Annotated in this window: 18 protein-coding genes and 1 pseudogene; 7 read left to right on the top strand and 12 right to left on the bottom strand. The window is 75.2% G+C overall.

The window, feature by feature from the left end; all coding sequences use genetic code 11:
* The first annotated feature begins 194 nt into the window (after nucleotides 1-194).
* The gene (locus tag LGQ04_RS02340) at nucleotides 195-776 is read left to right on the top strand and encodes a type II toxin-antitoxin system PemK/MazF family toxin (RefSeq protein ID WP_229241876.1); all 582 of its coding nucleotides are present in this window, start codon (nucleotides 195-197) and stop codon (nucleotides 774-776) included.
* Here the strand turns inward: LGQ04_RS02340 and LGQ04_RS17885 are convergent.
* Nucleotides 705-884 (bottom strand): annotated as a pseudogene (locus tag LGQ04_RS17885) (hypothetical protein); the annotation flags it as partial. The gene LGQ04_RS02340 and the pseudogene LGQ04_RS17885 overlap by 72 nt on opposite strands.
* A gap of 95 nt (nucleotides 885-979) precedes the next feature.
* On the opposite strand from LGQ04_RS17885, the gene rpsT reads away from it, so the two are divergent.
* Complete coding sequence (rpsT, locus tag LGQ04_RS02335) at nucleotides 980-1240, top strand: 30S ribosomal protein S20 (protein WP_021482133.1); 261 nt, start codon at nucleotides 980-982, stop codon at nucleotides 1238-1240.
* Between the two features lie 146 nt (nucleotides 1241-1386).
* Here the strand turns inward: rpsT and holA are convergent, their stop codons facing one another.
* From holA to LGQ04_RS02315, 4 genes are all read right to left on the bottom strand, one after another.
* Nucleotides 1387-2391, bottom strand: coding sequence for a DNA polymerase III subunit delta (gene holA, locus LGQ04_RS02330; protein WP_229241875.1), 1005 nt, complete (start codon nucleotides 2389-2391; stop codon nucleotides 1387-1389).
* A gap of 64 nt (nucleotides 2392-2455) precedes the next feature.
* Nucleotides 2456-4975: a ComEC/Rec2 family competence protein gene (locus tag LGQ04_RS02325; RefSeq protein WP_229241874.1), complete on the bottom strand. Its 2520-nt coding sequence runs from the start codon at nucleotides 4973-4975 to the stop codon at nucleotides 2456-2458.
* Nucleotides 4972-6255, bottom strand: a complete 1284-nt coding sequence (locus LGQ04_RS02320; protein ID WP_229241872.1) for a ComEA family DNA-binding protein — start codon at nucleotides 6253-6255, stop codon at nucleotides 4972-4974. The genes LGQ04_RS02325 and LGQ04_RS02320 overlap by 4 nt, the downstream gene beginning before the upstream one ends.
* Nucleotides 6256-6372: 117 nt before the next feature.
* Nucleotides 6373-7227 carry a DegV family protein gene (locus tag LGQ04_RS02315; RefSeq protein ID WP_229241870.1) on the bottom strand — a complete coding sequence of 285 codons (855 nt, stop codon included), beginning with the start codon at nucleotides 7225-7227 and terminating at the stop codon, nucleotides 6373-6375.
* A gap of 189 nt (nucleotides 7228-7416) precedes the next feature.
* Here LGQ04_RS02315 and LGQ04_RS02310 point away from each other — a divergent pair, with 189 nt between their 5' ends.
* Nucleotides 7417-8307, top strand: coding sequence for a putative endonuclease domain-containing protein (locus LGQ04_RS02310; RefSeq protein WP_229241868.1), 891 nt, complete (start codon nucleotides 7417-7419; stop codon nucleotides 8305-8307).
* Nucleotides 8308-8366: 59 nt separating this feature from the next.
* Here LGQ04_RS02310 and leuS read toward each other — a convergent pair whose 3' ends face one another.
* A complete protein-coding gene (gene leuS, locus LGQ04_RS02305; protein WP_229241866.1) occupies nucleotides 8367-11375 on the bottom strand; it encodes a leucine--tRNA ligase in 3009 nt (1002 codons plus the stop codon).
* Between the two features lie 74 nt (nucleotides 11376-11449).
* On the opposite strand from leuS, the gene LGQ04_RS02300 reads away from it, so the two are divergent.
* The gene (locus LGQ04_RS02300; RefSeq protein ID WP_229241864.1) at nucleotides 11450-11890 is read left to right on the top strand and encodes a YbjQ family protein; all 441 of its coding nucleotides are present in this window, start codon (nucleotides 11450-11452) and stop codon (nucleotides 11888-11890) included.
* A gap of 66 nt (nucleotides 11891-11956) precedes the next feature.
* Here the strand turns inward: LGQ04_RS02300 and LGQ04_RS02295 are convergent, their stop codons facing one another.
* The 5 genes from LGQ04_RS02295 to LGQ04_RS17265 all read right to left on the bottom strand — a co-directional run bounded on the left by LGQ04_RS02295 (nucleotide 11957) and on the right by LGQ04_RS17265 (nucleotide 17512).
* Entirely contained in the window at nucleotides 11957-12616 is a 660-nt protein-coding gene (locus LGQ04_RS02295) for a vitamin K epoxide reductase family protein (RefSeq protein ID WP_229241862.1), read from the bottom strand.
* A 171-nt stretch (nucleotides 12617-12787) separates the two neighbouring features.
* Nucleotides 12788-13993, bottom strand: coding sequence for an MFS transporter (locus LGQ04_RS02290; RefSeq protein ID WP_229241861.1), 1206 nt, complete (start codon nucleotides 13991-13993; stop codon nucleotides 12788-12790).
* Nucleotides 13994-14139: 146 nt separating this feature from the next.
* Nucleotides 14140-14841 (bottom strand): metal-dependent transcriptional regulator, encoded by a 702-nt coding sequence (locus tag LGQ04_RS02285; protein WP_229241860.1) that lies wholly within the window; start codon nucleotides 14839-14841, stop codon nucleotides 14140-14142.
* Nucleotides 14842-14867: 26 nt separating this feature from the next.
* Entirely contained in the window at nucleotides 14868-15569 is a 702-nt protein-coding gene (locus tag LGQ04_RS02280; RefSeq protein ID WP_229241859.1) for a YceI family protein, read from the bottom strand.
* A gap of 56 nt (nucleotides 15570-15625) precedes the next feature.
* Nucleotides 15626-17512 (bottom strand): metallophosphoesterase family protein, encoded by a 1887-nt coding sequence (locus tag LGQ04_RS17265; RefSeq protein WP_267493957.1) that lies wholly within the window; start codon nucleotides 17510-17512, stop codon nucleotides 15626-15628.
* Between the two features lie 87 nt (nucleotides 17513-17599).
* Here LGQ04_RS17265 and LGQ04_RS02270 point away from each other — a divergent pair, with 87 nt between their 5' ends.
* Both LGQ04_RS02270 and LGQ04_RS02265 read left to right on the top strand, forming a co-directional pair.
* A complete protein-coding gene (locus LGQ04_RS02270) occupies nucleotides 17600-17860 on the top strand; it encodes a hypothetical protein (RefSeq protein ID WP_229242400.1) in 261 nt (86 codons plus the stop codon).
* On the top strand, nucleotides 17848-18246 hold the full coding sequence (locus LGQ04_RS02265; RefSeq protein ID WP_229241857.1) for a type II toxin-antitoxin system VapC family toxin: 399 nt from the start codon (nucleotides 17848-17850) through the stop codon (nucleotides 18244-18246). The genes LGQ04_RS02270 and LGQ04_RS02265 overlap by 13 nt, the downstream gene beginning before the upstream one ends.
* Before the next feature lie 49 nt (nucleotides 18247-18295).
* Here LGQ04_RS02265 and LGQ04_RS02260 read toward each other — a convergent pair whose 3' ends face one another.
* On the bottom strand, nucleotides 18296-19843 hold the full coding sequence (locus LGQ04_RS02260) for an MFS transporter (RefSeq protein ID WP_229241855.1): 1548 nt from the start codon (nucleotides 19841-19843) through the stop codon (nucleotides 18296-18298).
* 177 nt (nucleotides 19844-20020) lie between these two features.
* On the opposite strand from LGQ04_RS02260, the gene LGQ04_RS02255 reads away from it, so the two are divergent.
* A complete protein-coding gene (locus LGQ04_RS02255) occupies nucleotides 20021-20656 on the top strand; it encodes a TetR/AcrR family transcriptional regulator (RefSeq protein ID WP_229241853.1) in 636 nt (211 codons plus the stop codon).
* Nucleotides 20657-20742 lie beyond the last annotated feature (86 nt).

Raw genomic sequence — 20742 nt, 5'->3', positions numbered from 1 at the left:
GCGGGGGTGTCACGCGCGTGTGTCGCCGCGGTAACGGCCGCCCGCCCGGTGTCACGAGCCCGCGTCCACGACGGGGTGTCCCCTCGCGCGTGGACAAGGTCCCCCTCGCGCGTGGACAAGGTCCCCCTCGCGCGTGGACGAGGTCCCCCTCGCGCGTGGACAAGGTCCCCTCGTCGCGCGTGTAGGGTGCGCGCGTGGCACGCAACCGATGGCTCGGCCTCCTGTCCGACGCGGCGCACGCCCTCGCCCGCGGGCTCTCCCGGTCGTCCGGCGCCCGCGCGTCCGGTTCCCGCACGTCCGGCTCCCGGACGACGTCGCGCGGCCCGGCGTCCCGCGCGTCGGGCGGTACGACGACCGCGCCCCGGCCGGGCGACGGGTACCCCGGCGACCACGAGGGTCCGGTCCGCGCGCAGTACGCGCCGCGCCTCGACGGCGACCCCGACCCGGGCGAGATCGTGTGGACGTGGGTCCCGTTCGAGGAGGACCACTCCCAGGGCAAGGACCGGCCCGTGCTCCTCGTCGGCACCGACGGGCCCTGGCTGCTCGCCGTGATGCTCACGAGCAAGGACCACTCGCGCGACGCGCGCGACGAGGCCCGCTGGGGCCGCCACTGGCTCGACATCGGCTCGGGACCGTGGGACGCGAAGGGTCGCGACAGCGAGGTGCGCCTCGACCGGGTGATCCGCGTGGACCCGGGCGCCGTGCGGCGCGAGGGTGCGGTCGTCGGCCGGTCCGTGTTCGACACGGTCGTCGCGGGGATCGCCGCGCACCGCTGATCCGTCGCGCGAGCCTGCGGCGGTCACGGCGCCGACTGGATCGAGACGGGGCCTGGCTGGTATTCTCGTTGGTCGCGTGTCCGCCCAGGTCGGCGGGCACCGCTCCAGCACCTCACCACGGGTTCCCCACCCCAGTCCCGGAGCTGGAGCCGCCCTCTACGACCTATCCGCTCGCTTCGGCGAACACACCAGAAAGCTCACACGTGGCCAACATCAAGTCCCAGATCAAGCGCATCCGTACGAACGAGAAGGCTCGCCTGCGCAACAAGGCGGTCAAGTCCGAGCTCAAGACGTACGTGCGCCGCGTGCGCGAGGCCGTCGCCGCCGGCGACAAGGAGGCGGCGACCACCGCCCTCCAGGCTGCCTCGCGCAAGCTCGACAAGGCCGTCTCGAAGGGCGTCATCCACGCGAACCAGGCCGCGAACCGCAAGTCGGCCATCGCGAAGTCGGTCAACGCGCTCTGAGCGACGCGTCGCCGTCCAGGCGACCACAGGCTCTCCACGAGGGGCGCCGACCCGCACGGGTTGGCGCCCTTCGTGCGTCCGCCGCCCCCCGCGAGGTAGTACCCCCGGTCTCGCGAGGGAGTCCCGAGGTCCGCGACGGGCCCGCGTCAGCGGCCGTGGGCGCGGGCGATGGTGAGGACGGCGCGCTCGACCGCGTACACGGGGTCACGCCCGGCGCCCTTCACCTCGGCGTCGGCCTGCGCGACGGCGGAGATCGCGGTCGCGAGCCCCTCGGGCGTCCACGACGCGAGCTCGCGGCGAGCCCGGTCGACCTGCCAGGGGGCCATGCCGAGGTCCTTCGCGGACGCGCCGCCGCGTCCGCGCATCGCACCGACCTTCGCGAGCGCGCGGAGCTTCATCGCGAGCGCCGCGACGATCGGCACCGGGTCGGCGCCGGTCGCGAGGGCGTGCCGGAGCAGCGCCACCGCCTGACCGGCGTCACCCGCGACCGCGGCGTCGGCCACGCGGAATCCCGTGGCCTCGACACGGCCCCCGTAGTAGCGGTCGACCACCTGCTCCGTCACGGTGCCCTCGGTGTCGGTGACGAGCTGCGCGCACGCCGACGCGAGCTCGCGCAGGTCGTTGCCGAGCGCCTCGACGAGAGCGCGCACGCCCGTGCCGTCGATGCGTCGGCGGGCACGACGGAACTCGGCCGTGACGAACGCCGACTTGTCGGCGTCCTTCTTGATCGCCTCGACGGCGACGACGGGGGCGCCGCTCGTGCGGATCGCGTCGAGCATCCGCTTGCCGCGCACGCCGCCGCCGTGGACGACGACGACCGTGGTCGCCGGGTCCGCGACCGGCACGTAGGCGACGACGTCGGCGACGAGGGCGTCCGTCGCGGCCTCCGCCCCCGTGACGACGACGATCTTCGCCTCGCCGAACAGTGACGGGCTGGCGGCCACCGTGAGCATCCCCGCCTGGTAGGCGGCGCCCTCGAGCACGACCTTCTCCGTGCCCGGGTCCTGCTCGCGGGCGAGGTCGACGAGGGCGTCGACCGCACGCTCCGCGAGCAACGACTCGGGTCCCTGGACCAGCACCACCGGGGCCAGACGGACGTCGTCCCAGCTCGTCGCGGCGGAGGGTCGGGCGGACCGGGAGGGTGCGGGCATGCGCCAAGCCTGCCACGAACCGCCGACCCGGCCCGCAGCCCGGCAGGCCAGCAGCCCGAGCCGGTCACGAGCCGTCCGCGCACCCGGGGACGGCGAGGCCGTCGTCGTGCGCCACGAGCGCGACGGTTCCGCACCGGTCCGTCCGCAGGACCGTGGCGCCCACGGACCGGTACAGGTCGAGCGCGTGGTCCGTGGGATGGCCGTAGGTGTTCTCGCCCGCGCTGACGAGCACGACGGAGGGCGCCAGCAGCCCGGCGAGGCGGTCCGACTGGACCCGCGAGCCGTGGTGCGCCATCTTCACGACATCGACGGGGTCCGCGCCGCGTGCCGCGAGCGTCCGCGCGAGCGCCTCCTGGCCGGGGTCCTCGAGGTCGCCGAGCGCGACGACGTCGACCGCGCCCACCTGGGCCCGCAGGACGACGCTCGCGTCGTTGGCGCCGCCTTCCCACGCCGTGCCGCCGGTGGCCGGTCCGGCCTGGAGGACCTCCCACGCGACGCCGTCCGCGCCCGTGCCGGCGACGCCGGTCGCACCCGCCTGCGCGACGTCGACCCGGACGCCCGCGGCCGCGAGCGCCCCGAGCGTGCGGTCGGCCTGGGCGGCAGGGTCGCGCGTGGCGGTCACGAGCGCGCCCGTGACACGTCGGCCCTGCAGGACGCGGTCGAGCCCGCCCACGTGGTCGGCGTGGAAGTGGCTGAGGACGAGCAGGTCGACCGTGTCCACGCCGAGCGTGTCGAGGCAGCGGCCGGCGGCAGGGCCGTCCGGGCCGACGTCGACCACGACCGCGGACGACTCGCCCGAGCGCAGGACGAGCGCGTCACCCTGCCCGACGTCGCACGCGACGACCGCCCAGTCGTCAGGGACGCGGGTCCCGAGGGTGGTGGCCGGACGGACCAGCAAGAAGGCCAGGACCAGGGCTGCCACCAGTGCCGTCACCACGAGCGCGCCGCGCGCCCGGCCGCTCCCGAGCGAGCGGGTGCTCCGGCCGGACAAGCGAGCGCCGCGCACCCGCCGGAGCCGGACCGTCCAGGGCGGGCGGTGCGCGCGGTCGCGCAGCCGGGCGTCGCCCAGCCGGTCGAGCGTCCGGGAACGCAGCACCAGCACGAGGGCGACCGCGGTGACGACGGCGAGGAGGAGCAGGCCGCCCGGCCCGCCCGGCCACGGGGTGCGAGCGCCGGGGAGCGCCGCGAACGTCGTCGCGACGGCCGCGATCCACCCGGTGAAGAGGCCCGCGCCTGCGGCGACGACGGTCGAGGCCGCGGGCCAGACAGGAGCGAGCAGGGTCGCGACGAGCCCGAGGACGGTCGCCGGGCCGAGCGCGGGGGCCGCCACGAGGTTGGCGAGGACGCCGTAGGTGCTCAGGCCGGGGTCGAGCAGCACGAGGACCGGGCCGCACGCGGCCTGCGCGGCGACGGGGACGGCGACGAGGTGGGCCGTCGCCCTCCCGCACCAGGGTTCCAGCCGACGGGCGATCGGTCCCGCGCCCAGCGCGAGCCCGGCGGTGGCCGCCACCGAGAGCACGAACCCGTAGGACCGCGCGAGCCACGGGTCGAGGACGAGCAGCACGACGACCGCGGCTCCGAGCGCGGCGACCGCCCGTGAGGGACGGCCCAGCAGCAGACCGACGAGTCCGACGGCGCCCATGGCGGCGGCACGCAGCACGCTCGGCTCGGGGTGGACGAGCAGGACGAACCCGGTCATGGCGGCCGCCGTGACGACGACCCGCACGGTGCGCGGCGCGCGCAGCACCACGCACAGGGCGGCGACGCACGCCACGACGATCGCGAAGTGCCCTCCGGACACCGCGGTGACGTGGGTGAGCGACGTGGTCCGCAGCGCGTCGTCGAGGTCGGGGTCGAGTCGCGACGTGTCTCCCACGGCCACGCCGGGGACGAGGCCTCGGGCCTGGGGCGAGAGCCCGTCGGTCCGGTCGAGCAGCCCGGACCGCAGGGCGTGGACGCCGCGCAGGAGCGCGGGCGGCTCCGTGAGGACGCGCGGGGCGTGGTCGACCTGGAGCACGGTGCGGTCGCCGTCGAGCCGGAGCTGCCCGCGCGCCTCGACCGTCGCCCCGTAGGCGATCCCGTCCCATCCGTGCCCGCCGCCGCGCAGGAGCACCGGCCCGGTCGCGGCCGTGGTGACGCCGCGCGCGGTGAGCGTCCGCAGCCCGACGCGCACCTCGTGCTGGTCCACGGCGCCGGTCCACGGGTTCGTGCGCGGCTCCACCGCGGACGTGGGCACGGCGACGACCGTCGCGGTGGCGCCGTCGGCGGCGAGCTCGGCCGTGGCCGCGCCGGCGCGGGCCGCGAGCTGCGCCCCGCACGAGAGCAGGACGGCGCCCGCGCACGCGGCGACGAGCACCGCCTGTCCCCACGGGAGGCGCCGGGCCGCGCGGCGCACCGGCGACCGCACGTCGTCGTCCCCGGACGCCGGGCGGAGACGGCGGACGGCTGCGACCACGAGGACGCCGCCGAGCAGCACCGCCGTGACGCCCGCGGCCACGAGCACCACGTCGGGTTCGGCCCCGACGGCGCACGCGGCCACCGCCCAGGCGACGAGTGCGGCGGGGGCGAGCCGGAGGTCGGTCACACGCGAACGAGGTCGCGCACGTCCGCGAGGACCGCGGGGCCGATCCCGCTCACCTCGCCGAGCTCGTCGACGGTGGAGAACCTGCCGTGCTCGACGCGCCACGCGACGATCCGTTCAGCCAGCACCGGCCCGATCCCCGGGAGCGCGTCGAGCGCGGTCGCGTCGGCGGTGTTGAGGTCGACGACCGTCCCGGCACCGGCGCTCTCGGCACCGCCGGACGCCGGGGGCGGCGGCGCGGGCGGCGTCTCGCCCGGGCGGGTGACGACGATCTGCTCCCCGTCGACGACGGTCCGCGCGAGGTTGAGGGCGGTGAGGTCCGCGTCGCCGGTCGCGCCGCCCGCGGCCGTCAGCGCGTCGGCGACGCGGGCGCCCGCCGGCACCTGCACGAGCCCGGGCGCGCCCACCTGCCCGACGACGTGCACCACCACGCCGGGCTCCCCCACCGCCGGGGCGCCCGCACCGACGACGGGGTCGCCGGCCTGCCCGGCCTCGGGGCCGGGGACCTGCGCCGCCCCCTCGGCCACCGCGCTCTCCTCCGCCCCCTCCTGCGGATGCCCGTCTGCCGCAGCGTGGTCCGCGGAGCCGTCGTCGTGCCCGTCGAGCGCCACGACGGTGCTCACGGGGTCCGGGCGGGTGGCCGCGACCGCGGTCGCGCCGCCGAGCGCCAGGACGACGACTGCCGCGGCGACCGCGACCCGCAGCCGGACCCTGGTCCGCGGCCTCGTCGCGTCCGTACCGTACGTGCCCTCGTCGGCGAGGTCCACGAACCCGGAGTGCACGGTCGGGTGGCCGTGCAGCGCCGCGTAGGCCTGCGCGGCCGTGGTCGCCGCCCGGTCCCTCGCGCGCGCGGCGACGTCCTCCGGGCCGCGCCGCGGCGGGTCGGCACGCCGCCGCAGGTCGGTGCTCCACGCGTCGTCGGCGCGCGCCGCGGTCGGCCGGTCCGGCAGCCACGCGCCGGCGTCGCCGCCGAGGTCCACCACCGCCGAGGTCCCTCCACCCTCCGAGCCGTCCGGCGGCCCCGCGCGGTCGGGTCCCGCCGTGCGGTCCGGGCCCGTGCGACGCGCGCCCCCGGCCGCCGGGACGAGGTCCAGCGCGGCGGTCGCCGGGTGCCACGCGAGCACCGGGCGTCCCCCGGCCGTGACGGCAGGGACGTCGGACGGTGCGGCACGGTCGCCACCGGTCACGGCGCGGAGCCGTTGCCGCACGACGGCGTCGCTGCGGCGCGGGGCGCGGGCCGTCGTCGGGGTCCGGTCACCGGGAGCGTGCCGTGCTGTCGTCATGCGCGGCACGCTAGGTCGTCGGGAGGTCCGGCGGGCCTGTCGTCGCGGCACCTGTGGATGCCGACGCGGGATCGCGGCCTGTGCACGGCCGTGTGACGAGACCTCAGGCCGGAGCGGTCAGTGCTGCGGCGCCCGGTCGGCGACGACGGCGGCCAGCACCCCGGGGCCGACGTGCGCCCCGAGGACCGCGCTCACCGGGGTCACGAGCACGTCGAGGCCCGTCCTCGCGGTCAGCTCGTCCGCGAGGCGGCGTGCGCCGTCCTCGTCCCCCACGTGGTGCACCGCGAGCGCCGGGTCGTTCCGGCGTCCCGCGGAGCCGACGACGACGCTCGTCAGACGCTCGACGGCGGCGGCCCGGGTGCGTACCTTCTGGACCACCTCGATCCGGCCGTCACGCACGGCGAGGAGCGGCCGCACGCCGAGCACGGTGCCGAGCGCGGCGGCGGCGGGGCTCAGCCGGCCCCCGCGCCGCAGGTGGTCGAGGGACTCGACGAGGAACACGGCCCGGCTCGAGTCGGCGACGGTCAGCGCTCGCCGCGCCACCGTGTCGACGTCGGCCCCCTCCTCCGCGGCCGTGACCGCCGCGAGGACGGCGAACCCGAGCCCCGCCGCGGCGGTCCGCGAGTCGACGACCCGCACCGGGACGGGGGCGTCGGACGCCGCCAGGGCCGCGGCGTGCACGGTGCCCGACAGCTCGCCCGAGAGGTGGACGGACACGATCGCGCGCGCCCCGGACGCGGCGGCGGCGGCGTACGCCCGGGCGAACGCGCGCGGCGTCGGCTGGGACGTGGACACCCGGTGCCCCGCCGCGAGGTGCGCGGCGACGTCCTGCGCGGTGATCTCCTCGCCCTCGAGGAACGAGTCCCCCTCGACGGCGACGTGCAGCGGGACGGTGCGCAGCCACGCCACGTCCTGCGGCGGCAGGGAGGCCGTCGAGTCGGTGACGACGTGGACGTGCGGAGCGGGGTTCATGGCCGCGCCACCCTACGGCGTCCGGGCCGTGGCACGCATCTCCGCCCGGCTGCGCCGCCTCCGCTGAGTGCTGGGGATGTGTCGCCGCGAACGTGTTCCGAGGACGAATGGGCCGCACTCAACGGAGGGTTCTCCACAGATCGCCGCGCGGCCTGTCCGGCCGTGCCTCACCACGGCCAGTCTCGGGCCATGACGACGACGATCCTCACCACGGCCGAGGCGCTCGCCGCCGGCCTGACCCCCGGCGTCCTGCGCGGACCGAGCGCCCACGCACCGACGTCAGGAGTGCGGGTGCTCGGCACCACCGACCCGACCCTCGCAGACCGGTGCCGCGCCGTCGCCCGCGTGCTCCACCCCGACAGCGCCTTCGCCCGGACGACCGCCCTCCGGCTGCTCGGGGTCGAGGTCCCGTGGGAGATCGCCCGCGACGACCGTCTCCACGTCGTCTCGACGCGGCGGGGCGATCGTGCCCAGCGGACCGCGGTCGTCTCCCACTACTGCGGGCAGGACCGTCTCGACGTCGTCGAGGTCGACGATCTGCGCGTCACGTCCCCCGCGCAGACCTGGCTCCAGGTCGCGCACGCGCTGCCGCCCGACGCCGTGGTCGTCCTGGCCGACTCGATGACGCGCCGGAGACACCCCGCGACCACCGTGGCCGAGCTGCGACGGCTCATGGACTCGACCTACAAGATGCGTGGGATCGTCCGGTGCCGGGAGGCGATCGGCCTCGTCCGGCCGGGCACGGACTCGAGCATGGAGACCCGCACGCGACTGATCCTCGTGCAGGCCGGGCTGCCGACGCCGGCCGTCAACCGCCCCGCCCTCGACGACGCAGGCCGGTTCCTCGCCCTGCCTGACCTGTCCTACCCGGAGCTGCGCATCGCGATCGAGTACGACGGCGACGTGCACCGCACCGACCCGGCGACGTGGCGACGCGACGTCGAGCGCCGCCAACGCCTGGAGGACGCGGGCTGGGTCGTCGTCACCGCGACGGCCGACGACGTGCTCCGCCTCCCCGAGCGTCTGGTGCGTCGGGTGCGGGCGGCGAGGGCTCGTCGTCGGGCACGGGCATGGCCGTGAGTGCATGAAAAAGTCGCGCCTGGGGCTCCCCGACGCGACTATTTCATGCACTCAACGGGTCAGACGACGATGTTCACCAGCTTCGGCGCGCGGACGATCACCGTGCGGACCTCCGCGCCGTCGATCGCGCGCACGACGTTCGGCTCCGCGAGCGCGGCGGCCGTGAGGTCCTCCTCCGAGATCGACGGCGGCACGTCGAGACGGCCGCGCACCTTGCCCTTGACCTGCACGACGCACGTGACCGTGTCCTCGACGAGGTACTGCTCGTCGGCCGTGGGGAACGGCTCGTGCGCGAGCGAGGTGTCGTGTCCGAGGCGCTCCCAGAGCTCCTCCGCGAGGTGCGGCGCGACGGGCGCGGTCATGAGCACGAGCGGCTCCACGGCCTCGCGCGGCACGCGGTCGAGGGACGTGAGGTGGTTGTTGAGCGTGATGAGCTTCGCGATGGCCGTGTTGGGGCGCATGTGCTCCATCTCGACGCGCACGTCCGCGATCGCACGGTGGACGGCGCGCAGGGTCGCGACGTCGGCGGGCTCGTCCGACACGACCGTCTCCCCCGTGTCTTCACTCACGACGTTCCGCCACAGCCGCTGCAGGAACCGCTGCGACCCGACGACGGCGCGCGTCTCCCACGGGCGCGACAGGTCGAGCGGACCCATCGACATCTCGTAGACGCGGAACGTGTCGGCGCCGTACTCGGCGTACATGTCGTCGGGCGTGACGACGTTCTTCAGCGACTTGCCCATCTTGCCGTACTCGCGCTGCACGACCTCGCCGTTCCAGCGGTAGACGACCTCGCCGGAACCGTCGGCAGCGGGCTCCTCGGTGACCTCTGCCGCGGGGACGTACTGGCCGCGCGCGTCGGTGAACGCGTACGCCTGGACGTACCCCTGGTTGAAGAGCCGGTGGAACGGCTCGATGCTCGACACGTGGCCCAGGTCGTAGAGCACCTTGTGCCAGAACCGGGCGTAGAGCAGGTGCAGCACGGCGTGCTCGACGCCGCCGACGTACAGGTCGACGCCGCCCGAGCGGCCCGCCGTGGCGTTGTGCTCCGGGCCCATCCAGTAGCGCTCGAGGTCGGGGTCGACGACGACGGGTCCCGTGCCGGCGGACCCGGCAGCCTCTCCCCCGGTCCACGCCGGGTCGAGGTAGCGCAGGTAGTACCAGCACGACCCGGCCCAGTTGGGCATGGTGTTGGTGTCGCGGCGGTACTGCTTCGGCCCGTCGCCGAGGTCGAGGGTGACCTGCACCCAGTCGTCGTTGCGGCCGAGCGGCGCCTCGGGCGAGGAGCTCGCGTCGTCGGGCTCGAACGTGCGGGGGGCGTAGTCGGGGACGTCGGGCAGCTCGACGGGCAGCAGCGCGTCGGGGAGGGCGACGGGACGGTCGTCGGAGTCCCACACGATGGGGAACGGCTCGCCCCAGTAGCGCTGTCGGCTGAAGAGCCAGTCGCGCAGGCGGTACGTCGTGGTGCCCTCGCCCAGGCCCTTCGCGACGAGCCACTCGGTGATGCGGCGCTTGGCGTCGGCGACCCCGAGCCCGTCGAGGGACACCTCGTCGTTCGACGACCCCACCGCGACGCCGTCCCCCGTGTACGGGCCGGTGAAGTCCTCGGGCAGCCCGCCCGCGGGCTCGACCGTGCGCACGACGGGCAGCCCGAACGCCTCGGCGAACGCGAAGTCGCGCTCGTCGCCGCCGGGGACGGCCATGATCGCGCCGGTCCCGTAGCCCATGAGCACGTAGTCGGCCGTGAAGACGGGGATGGTCGCGCCGTTGACCGGGTTGACAGCGAGGTGCCCGGTAAACACGCCGGTCTTCTTGCCGGCGTCGGCCTGCCGCTCGACGGCCGTCTTCGCCGCGGCCTCGCGCCGGTACGCCGCGACCGCCTCCACGGGTGAGCGGTGCCCGCCCGTCCACGCCGACGACGTCCCGTCCGGCCAGTGCGCGGGCACCTCGTCGAGCAGCGGGTGCTCGGGCGAGACCACCATGAACGTCGCGCCGAACAGCGTGTCGGGGCGCGTCGTGAAGACCTCGATCTGCGAGCCGGACTCCGCGGCGGCGTCGTTCGCGCCGTCCGCGGCGCCGAGCACCGCGAAGCGCACGAGCGCGCCCTCGCTGCGCCCGATCCAGTTGCGCTGCATCGCCGTGACCTTCTCCGGCCAGTCGATGAGGTCGAGGTCGTCGGCGAGGCGGTCGGCGTACGCCGTGATGCGCATCTTCCACTGGCGCAGGCTGCGCTGGAACACCGGGAAGTTGCCGCGCTCCGAGCGCCCGTCCGCGGTGACCTCCTCGTTCGCGAGGACGGTCCCGAGCCCGGGGGCCCAGTTCACGGGCGACTCGTCGACGTACGCCAGACGCTGGGAGTCCACGACGGCGCGGCGCTGGGCCGGCGTGAGCGTCGCCCAGTCCGCGCCCGCCTCGACGCCCTCGACGCCCGCGGGGACCGGACGCGACCCCGCGGCGAGCTCGGCCTCCAGCTCGGCGATCGGTCGTGCGCGGCCCAGCCCTCCGTCGGGGCGGGCGGAATCGGCGTCGTACCAGGAGTCGAAGATCTGCAGGAAGATCCACTGCGTCCAGCGCACGTACTCGGGGTCGATCGTCGCGAACGACCGCCGCGAGTCGTGCGCCAGGCCGAGGCGGCGCAGCTGGCGGCGCATGTTCGCGATGTTCGCCTCGGTCGTCACGCGCGGGTGCTGACCCGTCTGCACCGCGTACTGCTCGGCGGGCAGGCCGAACGCGTCGTAGCCCAGCGCGTGCAGCACGTTGTCGCCGCACATGCGCCGGAACCGCCCCACGACGTCGGTCGCGATGTATCCCAGCGGGTGCCCGACGTGCAGGCCCGCGCCCGACGGGTACGGGAACATGTCCATGATGAAGTACGGGCTCGCGCCGCCCGGGCCCTCACCGGCGCCGTCGGTGAGCGGACCGTCGGGGTTCGCGGCGAAGAACGTGCCGCGCTGCTCCCACAGGTCCTGCCACTTGAGCTCGATCTGCTCCGCGAGGGCCGGGGTGTACCGGTGGGCGGGCTGGCCGGGGGCGTGCGTGATCTCAGGGGCGGCGTCAGGGGTGGTCACGCGGGCGATTCTACCGGCGGCACCCGTGCGGGACGGCGGCCCGGCGACCGGGTGCGCCGTGGCAGGATGCGCGCATGATCGTGGTGACGACGAACGAGGTCCCGGGCTACCGCATCGACGCCGTGCTCGGGGAGGTGATGGGCATGACCGTGCGCAGCGCCAACTTCGGCGCGAACTTCACGGCGGGCTTCCGCGCGCTCGGCGGCGGCGAGGTCAAGGAGTACACCCAGCTCGTGTACGAGTCGCGCCAGGAGGTCATGCACCGCATGGTCCAGGAGGCGCAGCGCCGCGGCGCGAACGCCGTGATCGGGATGCGGTTCGACACCGGCGACATCGCGCAGCAGTTCTCCGAGGTGTGCGCGTACGGCACGGCCGTGGTCGTCGCCCCCATCCCCGCGGGTCAGCCGGGCGCCACGGCGCAGTCCGCGCACCAGGCGCAGTCGGCGCCCGCCCCGGCGTACGGGGCGCAGGGCGGTCCGCAGGACGCCGCCCCGGACCAGCCGGGCTGGCGCTGAGGCCCCGACGGCGACCACGGCCCGACGGCGCGGGGTCGCCCCGGGGCTGCCCCGCGCCGTCGTCCGTCAGAGGCTGCTGACGATGTACTGCCCCATGACGAGCAGCACCCACGCCACGAGCGCGACGTAGCCGATCGCGAGGAAAAGGTGGCGGTTGCGGACGAGCGTGCGGCGCACGCCGGCGCTCGCCGGGAGCCAGCCCTCCTGGACGGCGTGCACGACCTGGTACCAGAAGAGCGGCAGCACGACGGCCCACACCACCATGCACCACGGGCACAGCCGCACGAGCGCGTAGAGGCTGGTCCACACGAGGAAGACGACGAGCGCGAGCGCGAGCGTCGTCCCGCCCAGCAGCGCGAGCCAGTACCAGCGCGGGAGCCGGGCCCCCGCGAGGACGACGACGCCCGACGTGATGACGACGGAGAACCCGGCGATGCCGAGGAGCGGGTTGGGGAAGCCGAGCAGCGACCCCTGCCACGAGCCCATGGCGGGGCCGCAGTCGACGAAGACGCTCAGCGTGCACGAGAGCGCGTGGTCGGGGTCGACCAGCGTGAGGTAGCGCTCGATCGTGAGGTCGGCGGACGCGAGGAAGCCGATCGCCCCCAGCACGACGAGCAGCCATCCCATGGTCCGCGCGCTGATCGGTCGGGGTTCGCCGGGCTCGGGCAGGTCGGCCTCGTCGTGCCCGGTCTCGTTCGTCGCACCGGCGGTGGCGCTCTTGCTCACGGGGACGCTCCTCGTGGGTCGCCGGCTCGCGCCGGACCGTCGTGGTCGCGCCTGCGGCGCGGTGGGCACAACCTACCGCGTGTCGCTGGGACCTGGCTGTGCGCGGCCGCCCGCCGTCGGCCGGGGTGCTCCCTCGCGCGGCCGGGGTACTACCCTCGGGCGCCCTCGGTACTACCTCGGCGCGGCGGCGTCGGCCGTGGCGGGCAGCTCGCCGACCGTGACGCCGGCGGGGCGACGGCCCGCGACGAGGATGATCGCGAAGCCGACGAGCGTGAGCACCAGCCCGGTCCAGGCAGGGGCGAGGTAGCCCCAGCCCGCGGCGATGACGACGCCGCCGAGGAACGCCCCGCTCGCGTTGCCGACGTTGAGCGCGGAGTGGCACAGCGCGGCGCCCAGGGAGGGCGCGGCGGGCGACAGGTCCATGAGGCGCGTCTGGAGCGAGAGCCCGAGCACCTGGGACGTGACGCCGAGGAGGAAGAGCGCGAGCACGGCGGGCACGGGGTGCTGGCCGGTGAGGGCGAAGAGCACGAGCGACGCGGCGGTGGAGGCGAAGCCGAGGTGGACGGTGCGCATGACCGACCGGTCGGCGAGGCGGCCGCCCACGAGCGTGCCGACGGTCATCCCGACCCCGAAGACGGCGAGGACGACGGGCACGCCGGCGGACGCGAGCCCCGTGACACGCGTGATGGTGGGCTCGACGTAGGAGTAGACGGCGAACATGCCGCCGAAGCCGATGGCGGCGGCGACGAACCCGATCCACAGAGGCCCGTTGCGCAGCGCCGCGAGCTCCTGCCGGGCGCTGGACACCTCGTGCCCGGCGCGTGCCGGCACGAGCCACCACAGGGCCGCGAGGGTGACGAGCCCGAGGGCGCCGACGAGGACGAACGCGGCGCGCCACCCGAGCTGCTGCCCGACGAACGTGGACAGCGGGACGCCGACGACGTTGGCCACGGTGAGGCCGGTCATCATCATGGCGACGGCGTGGCCGCGGCGGCCGGGGCCGGCGACCGCCGCGCCGACGGCGGCCCCGACGCCGAAGAACGCGCCGTGCGGCAGCCCGGCGAGGAAGCGCCCGGCGACGAGCGTCTCGATGCTGCCCGCGGCGGCCGAGAGCACGTTGGCGACGGTGTAGAAGGCCATGAGCGTCAGGAGGAGCGTCTTGCGGGGCAGGCGGGCGGCGAGCACGGTGAGGGTGGGCGCGCCGACGACGACGCCGACGGCGTACGCGGTGATGGCGTGGCCCGCGGTGGGGATGGACACGCCGAGGTCGGTCGCGACGTCGGACAGCAGGCCCATGGTGGCGAACTCGGTGGTGCCGATGGTGAACCCGCCCATGGCGAGGGCGAGGAGCGCGGGGCCGGTCCTCGGTGCGGTCATGGTGCTCCCTGGGTCGTCGCGCGGTCGTGCGGTGGTTCCGGGCGGGTGGTTCCGGTCGGGTGGTGAGTACGCAACGCACGAGCGGATCGAATCGATTCGAGCCCGGTGTCGGCAACGCTGGCGACGAGAAGAGGTGTGGGGACAGTCTAGGCGGGCACGGCGTCGCGCACGACCCACACGTGGCCGGCCGCCCGCAGACCCAGCGGCGACGGGCGCGCACCGGCCGCGCCGGCACCCGACCAGACGAGCGTGAGGGTCCCCGCGTACTCGCGCCGCTCGGTGACCTCGACGCGCGTGTCGAGGCCGACCCCGAGCTCGGCGAGGTAGCGCAGGACGTCCGGGTCGGCGTCGGAGATGCGGGCGACCACGCCGCGGTCGCCCGCCGCGAGCTCGGACAGCGGCGTGGCGGGCGGCCGCACGACGCTCCCGTCGGCGCCGGGGATCGGGTCGCCGTGCGGGTCGCGCGTCGGTCGGCCGAGGCGGGCGTCGATGCGCTCGATCATGAGGTCGGAGACGGCGTGCTCCAGCACCTCCGCCTCGTCGTGCACCTCGTCCCAGCCGTACCCCAGCTCGGAGACGAGGTAGGTCTCGAGCAGGCGGTGGCGGCGCACCATCGCGAGGGCGAGCGCCCGGCCGCGGTCGGTGAGCGCGATCGACCCGTAGGGCGCGTGCTCGAGCAGCCCCTGCGCGCTGAGCCGGCGCACCGTCTCGGACACCGTCGAGGCGCCCACGCCCATGCGCTCGGCGAGAAGCTTCGTGGTGACCCGCTCGTCGGACCACTCGCGCGCCGACCACACGACCTTGAGGTAGTCCTGGGCCACGGGCGTGAGGTCGTCGGGGCGGTCCACGCCACCACCCTAGGCCACGGGCCGGTTCAGGCCCCGGAGCGGGCGAGGACCAGACGCATCTCGACGGTGCCCTGGTCGTCCACCTGGACGGGCGACGACGGGGCGAGCGTCAGCCCGAAGTCGGAGAACCGGACGCTGATCGCCCCCGCCACGACGACGCCCTCGCCGGAGCGCTGCGCCTCGAGCGCCGCCGTGACCGGTTGCGTCTCCCCGCGCAGCGTCAGGGTGCCGCTCGCCTCGAGGTGGACGGCGTCGGTGGTCTCCTCCAGCGCGGAGACGTCGAGCGGGGACGTGAGCGCGAACGTGGCCGTGGGGTTGAGGTCGACCTCGAGCACCTGCCGGACGAGACGGTCCTGCTCCGCGTCGCCCGTGGTGAGCGTCGCGGTGCGGTTCTCGACGGTCGCGCGGACGACCTCCCCGTCGCGGACCTCGACGGAGCCCGTGACGTCGTCCGTGGTCCCGACGACCTCGGCGTCGCCCTCGGGGACGTCGAGCAGCTCGGCACGGAACCCCGCGGCCGAGCCGGGGTTGACGGCCCAGCGGCCGTCGGCGTCGAACGCCCCCGGGGCGGGCGGGTCCACGTCGAGGGACGGCTCCCCCGGCGTCTGGAGGCCGAGCGGGGGCGGGGTCCGGCCCTCCGTGAGCTCGGAGTACACGAACGGGGCGAGCAGGACGACGACGAGGGCGAGCGCCACCGAGACGACGATCCACCGTGCCGACCTGCTCATACGTCACATCCTGCCCAGCGCGCCCCGGCTGCGCGGGGAGCGACGCGCGGGCCGCGTCACCCGTCCTCGCTCGGTGCGTCCGACGTCGCGCCGTCGCCCGGGGTGGAGGTGGCGTCGTCGCCCGGGGTGGAGGTGGCGTCGTCGGCCGGGGTGGAGGTGGCGTCGTCGGCCGGGGTGCCGGCGTCCTCGTCCGTCATGCCCGGGGGCAGCGGGGCGGGCCAGGCGAGGCGCGGCCACACCTTCGCGGACATGTCGGTGCCGACCTGCACGAGCTGCCAGTCGACGACGCGGCGCTGCTGCGGGTCGAAGCGCAGCACGGTCATCTCGGCGGTGCCCTTGAGCGGGCCGATGCGCAGCTGGTCCTTGACGGCGCCCGCGGTGCTGCCGCTGACGTACCGCACTCCCCCGCCCATCCGTTCGGGGCCGGACCGGGTGTGCATGTGTCCGGAGATCTGGTCGGGCACGCACCCGGACTCCATGGCCTCGTTGCCCATGCGGGGCGTGTGGATCATGAGCAGGTCGATCTCCTCGCCGTCCTCCTGGGCGGCGCAGGCGGTCTCCGCGAGGCGCGCCGCGTACTCCTCGGGCGTCTCCTCGCGCTCCGGCTGGGCGCCGACGGCGAGCCGCGTCTCCAACGGGTCGCGGTCGCCGAGGATGCGGATGCCCTCGACCTCGACGATCTCCCCGTCGAGCACGACCTGCCCGTGCGACCGTTCGGTGGCGGACGTCTCGACGCTGTCGTGGTTGCCGTCCGCGACGACCATGGTGACGTCCTGCGGGATCGCCGACGCGAACGCGTCGACGCAGTACGACTCGACCGACGTGCCGTTCATGGTGGTGTCGCCGGCGTTGAGCACGACCTGCGCGCCGGAGCGTTCGACGACGGTGCGGATGAGCGGCGCCATGCCGATGTTGCAGTGCAGGTCGGAGATGACGACGAGCGTGACGAGGTCCTCCTCGGCCGCGGGGGCCGGCGTCGCGGGTGCGTCGACCTGCGTGTCGGTGGCGCCCTCGTCGATGGCGCCCTCGTCGGAGGATCCCTCGTCGGCGGTGCCGTCGGTGGCGCCCTCCGTGGCGCCGTCGGTGGGGGTCTCGTCGGTGGGGTCCGACGGCGCGGGGTCGGGCGTCACGTCCTCGTCGCCCTGGCCGGCGCTCGCGGGGGGCGTGGTGAGGCGCTGGATGGTCGCGCGGCGGTCCCACGCGGCGACGAGGTTGTCGTTCGCCTCGGCGTAGAAGTCCTCGTTCTCGCGGTACAGGTCGATGACCATGCCGCCGTAGGTGTCGACGACGCCGGAGAGCCGCCCGGTGATGCGGGCGCCCTCCAGCGCGGTCCCGGCGAACACGGCGGAGGCGGGGACGGACGGGCCGCGTGTGGTGGCCGGGTCGCTGGCGGACAGCGACGCCCCGACGAGCGCGACGAGGACGACGCTCGCGGTGATCTCGTAGGTGCGGGGCGCGACGACGCGGGTGAGCTCGCGCCGTCGGGCGGCACCGAGGAGGGCGTACAGCCCCGCGCCGGCCGCCGCGACGACGACCACGGCGAAGGCGGTGCGCCGCGCCGCGTCGACGACGAGGGCGCGCGTGACGGAGCCGATGGTCTCCTGCGGCCCGCCGAAGAACCGCAGGTAGTCCTCGAGGTCCTGCTCGAGCCCGGCGAGCGAGTCCGCCTGGCCGACGGCGGTGAGGTCGGCGGGGATCTCCTGGACGGTGACGTCCACACCGAGGTCGAGGGGCAGCGGCGAGTCGATCTGGAGCGTGCCGAGCGGGCCGAGGTCGACGACGACGAGGCCGTCGGTCGAGATCTCGTACCGGGCCTCGTGCGGGCCGAGGCTGCGGTCGGCGGTCGCCGTCGTGACCCCCCACACGACGCAGGGCACGAGCGCGGCGAGGACCGCGAGGGTCCAGCGGGCCCAGCGGGGCGGGGTGCGGTGACGGCTGCTCATCACGGACAACCCTGGCGGATCTGCCGCCCGCCCGCCAACCCGTCCGGCACGGTGTCACACCCCATGCTCCGGTGTTACTCTCGGAGGATGCCGACGCTCAAGCCGCGACACGCGATCACCGAGACCGACGGCGTGGCGCGCGCCCTGGCCGTCGCGCGACGCCGCTGGCCGGGCCAGCCCGCGACTCGACTGCTCACCCGCCTCATCGAGGAGGGGGCGTCTGCCGTCGAGCGGGAGGAAGCGGCGGGACGCGACGAGCACGCACGCGCCGTCGGCGCGCTGACGACGCTCGCCGACTACTACCCCGAGGGGTACCTGGACGACGTGCGCTCCGGGTGGGACACGTGATCGTCGCGGACGCGAACGTCGTGATCGCCGCCTCGAACCCGTCGGACGTGCATCACGCCGGGGCGGTGGCCGTCGTGCTCGAGCACGGTCGTGACGGGATCGTGCTGCACTCGCTGACGATGGCCGAGGTGCTCGTCGCCCCTGCGCGCACGGGTGCGCACGAGCAGGTGCGGGCGCGGCTGGGCGCGGCCGGCTTCCGCCTCTCGCCGGAGGGCGAGCCGTCGCCCGAGGCCCTGGCCCTCGTCCGCGCCGGGACGTCGCTGAAGATGCCCGACGCGTGCGTCCTGGCGACGGCCGAGCACCTGTCCGTCGGGCTCGCGACCTTCGACGCGCGCCTCGCGCGGGACGCCCGCGCCCGTGGCGTGACGGTGCTCGGCCCGACCTGACCTGTGGACGACGAGGTCAGGCTGCGCGCACGCCGTCCCCGTGGTGCCGTCAGGCTCGCGCGTCCCGCAGCGTGACGAGCGCGACACCCGCGGCGACGAGCATGAGGACGACGCCGATGAGCGACGTGACCCCGACGCCGCTGCCGAACGCGGCGTGCGCGGAGTCGAGCAGCGCCTGGGCCTGACCGGCGGGCAGGGTCGAGGCGACCTGGGTCGCGCCGCCAAGGGTCTCGGCCGCGGCGACGGCGTCGGCCGCGGGGACGCCGTCGGGCACGACGACGTTCGCGTGGTACGAGGCAGTGAGGATGCTGCCGAGCACGGCGGTGCCGAGCACGGCCCCGACCTCGTACGCGGTCTCGGAGATCGCCGACGCCGCGCCCGCCTTCTCCGCGGGGACGGACGAGACGATGAGGTCGTTGGAGACGGTCTCGGCGGCGCCGACGCCGAACGACAGGACGACGAACGCGACGACGAGCAGCGCGAGCGTGCTCGTCCCGGCGCCCGCGGCGACGATCGCGTACCCGGCGGCGGAGAACAGCAGCGCGACGGCCACGACGCGTGCGGGCCGCACGTGCCGCACGACCTTCACGACGCCGAGCCCGGCGACGACCATGACGACGAGGCCGGGCAGGAGCGCGACGCCGGCCTGCATGGGCGAGAGCCCGAGGACGAGCTGGACGTCCTGCGAGGCGAAGAACAGGAACCCGACGAGGGAGAACACGGACAGCAGGTTGACGAGGACGGCCCCGCTGAACGCGCCGCGCGTGAAGAGCCGCACGTCGAGCATGGGGTCGGGGCGGCGGAGCTGGCGGCGCACGAACAGCGCACCGGCGGTGAGCCCGACGGCGATGCTCGCCAGCGCGACGCCGCTCACCCCGGACTTGGCGAGGGTCTTGATGCCGTAGACGACGGGCGTCATCGCGGCCATCACGAGCAGGATCGAGAGGACGTCGACGCGCCCGGGGTGCGGGTCGCGCGACTCGGGCACGAAGATCGGCGCGAGGACGAGCAGCAGGACGAGCACGGGCACGGCGAGGAGGAACACGGAGCCCCACCAGAAGTGCTCGAGCAGGAACCCGCCGACGATGGGCCCGAGGGCGGCGCCGGCGGCGAAGCCGGCGGCCCAGATCGCGATGGCGAGGCGTCGTTCCTCGCGGTCGGTGAACACGTTGCGCAGGAGCGAGAGCGTGGACGGCATGAGCATCGCGCCGAAGAACCCGAGGCCCGCGCGCGTGAGGACGAGCGCCTCGGCGGTCGGCGCGTAGGCGGCCACGACGGACACGGCGGCGAAGCCGACGGCGCCCGCGAGGAGCAGGCGGCGGCGTCCGACGCGGTCGGCGAACGACCCCATGGGCACGAGCAGGCCCGCGAGGACGAGCGGGTAGATGTCGATGATCCACAGGAGCTGCGTTCCGGTGGGGCGCAGTGCCTCGGAGATCTGGGGCAGCGCGAAGCTGAGCACCGTGTTGTCGATGGACACGAGCAGCACGGGGAGCATGAGTACCGCGAGCGCGAGCCACCGGCGTGCGGCACCGGGCTGTGGTGCGGCGGGGGTGCTCGGCGGGAGCGCGGGGCGCGAGAGCTGGGTCGCCGTCACGACGAGGTCCTTCCACGAACAGCGGACGGCTGGGGCGGGCACGGCGGCGCCCGGTCTTCCACACCGTCCAGACGGTACAGTAACGTGATCAGCAGGCTCCGGTCATCCCGGAACCGGTGTGACGCTCCGCACCGGCCCCGCTCAGGATCACGACCGGCAGCAACTAGGCTCGACGCCATGCCCCCGCCCCCCGCCGCCCGCGCCAAGGTGCTGCGCGCGTTCGCGTCGCTGCTCGTCGAGCACGGCGAACGCGCCGCGACGATCGAGGCCGTCGCCGACCTCGCCGGGGTGTCGAAGGGCGGGCTGCTCTACCACTTCGGCTCCAAGGACGCGCTCGTCGACGGACTCGTCGAGCACCTGCACGAGCTCACCGACGCCGACGTCGAGACCATGCGCGCCGCGCCCGCCGGACCCGTCGACTACCTCCTGCGCACCTCCACCGTGGTCGACAGCGAGTTCGAGCTCGTCTACCTCGCCGTCACCCGCCTCGCCCAGGGCGCCTACCCCCACGCCCGCGCCGCCCTCGACACCGCCCACGACGCCTGGACACGCACCGTCCTCGACGAGGTCGGCGACCCCGTCGTCGCCCGCGCCATCGTCCTCATCAGCGACGGCCTCTACGCCCACGCCGCCCTCGCCGGCTCCGCCCTCACCGACGGCCCGACGACGACCCGCGCCCCCGCACGCGACCTCACCTACCCCGCCCCCCGCCCCGGCGACGACGTCGATGACCTCCTCGCACTCGTCGCCGAGGTCGTCACGATGCGCACCGGCCGGACGGTCAGGGAGGGCCGGGCAGCCGGGGAGGACTGAACCCAGCGTGGCTGCCTGGGTGACCCTGGCTATTCACCACATGACACGCCAGCCGACAGTGTCACCAATCCACGCTTGGGGCTGCT

This window comes from Cellulosimicrobium marinum (assembly GCF_020551945.1).
Lineage (GTDB): Bacteria > Actinomycetota > Actinomycetes > Actinomycetales > Cellulomonadaceae > Cellulosimicrobium > Cellulosimicrobium marinum.
Note: the sequence above shows the minus strand (reverse complement) of the source record. Positions and strands in the feature narration are given on the sequence as shown.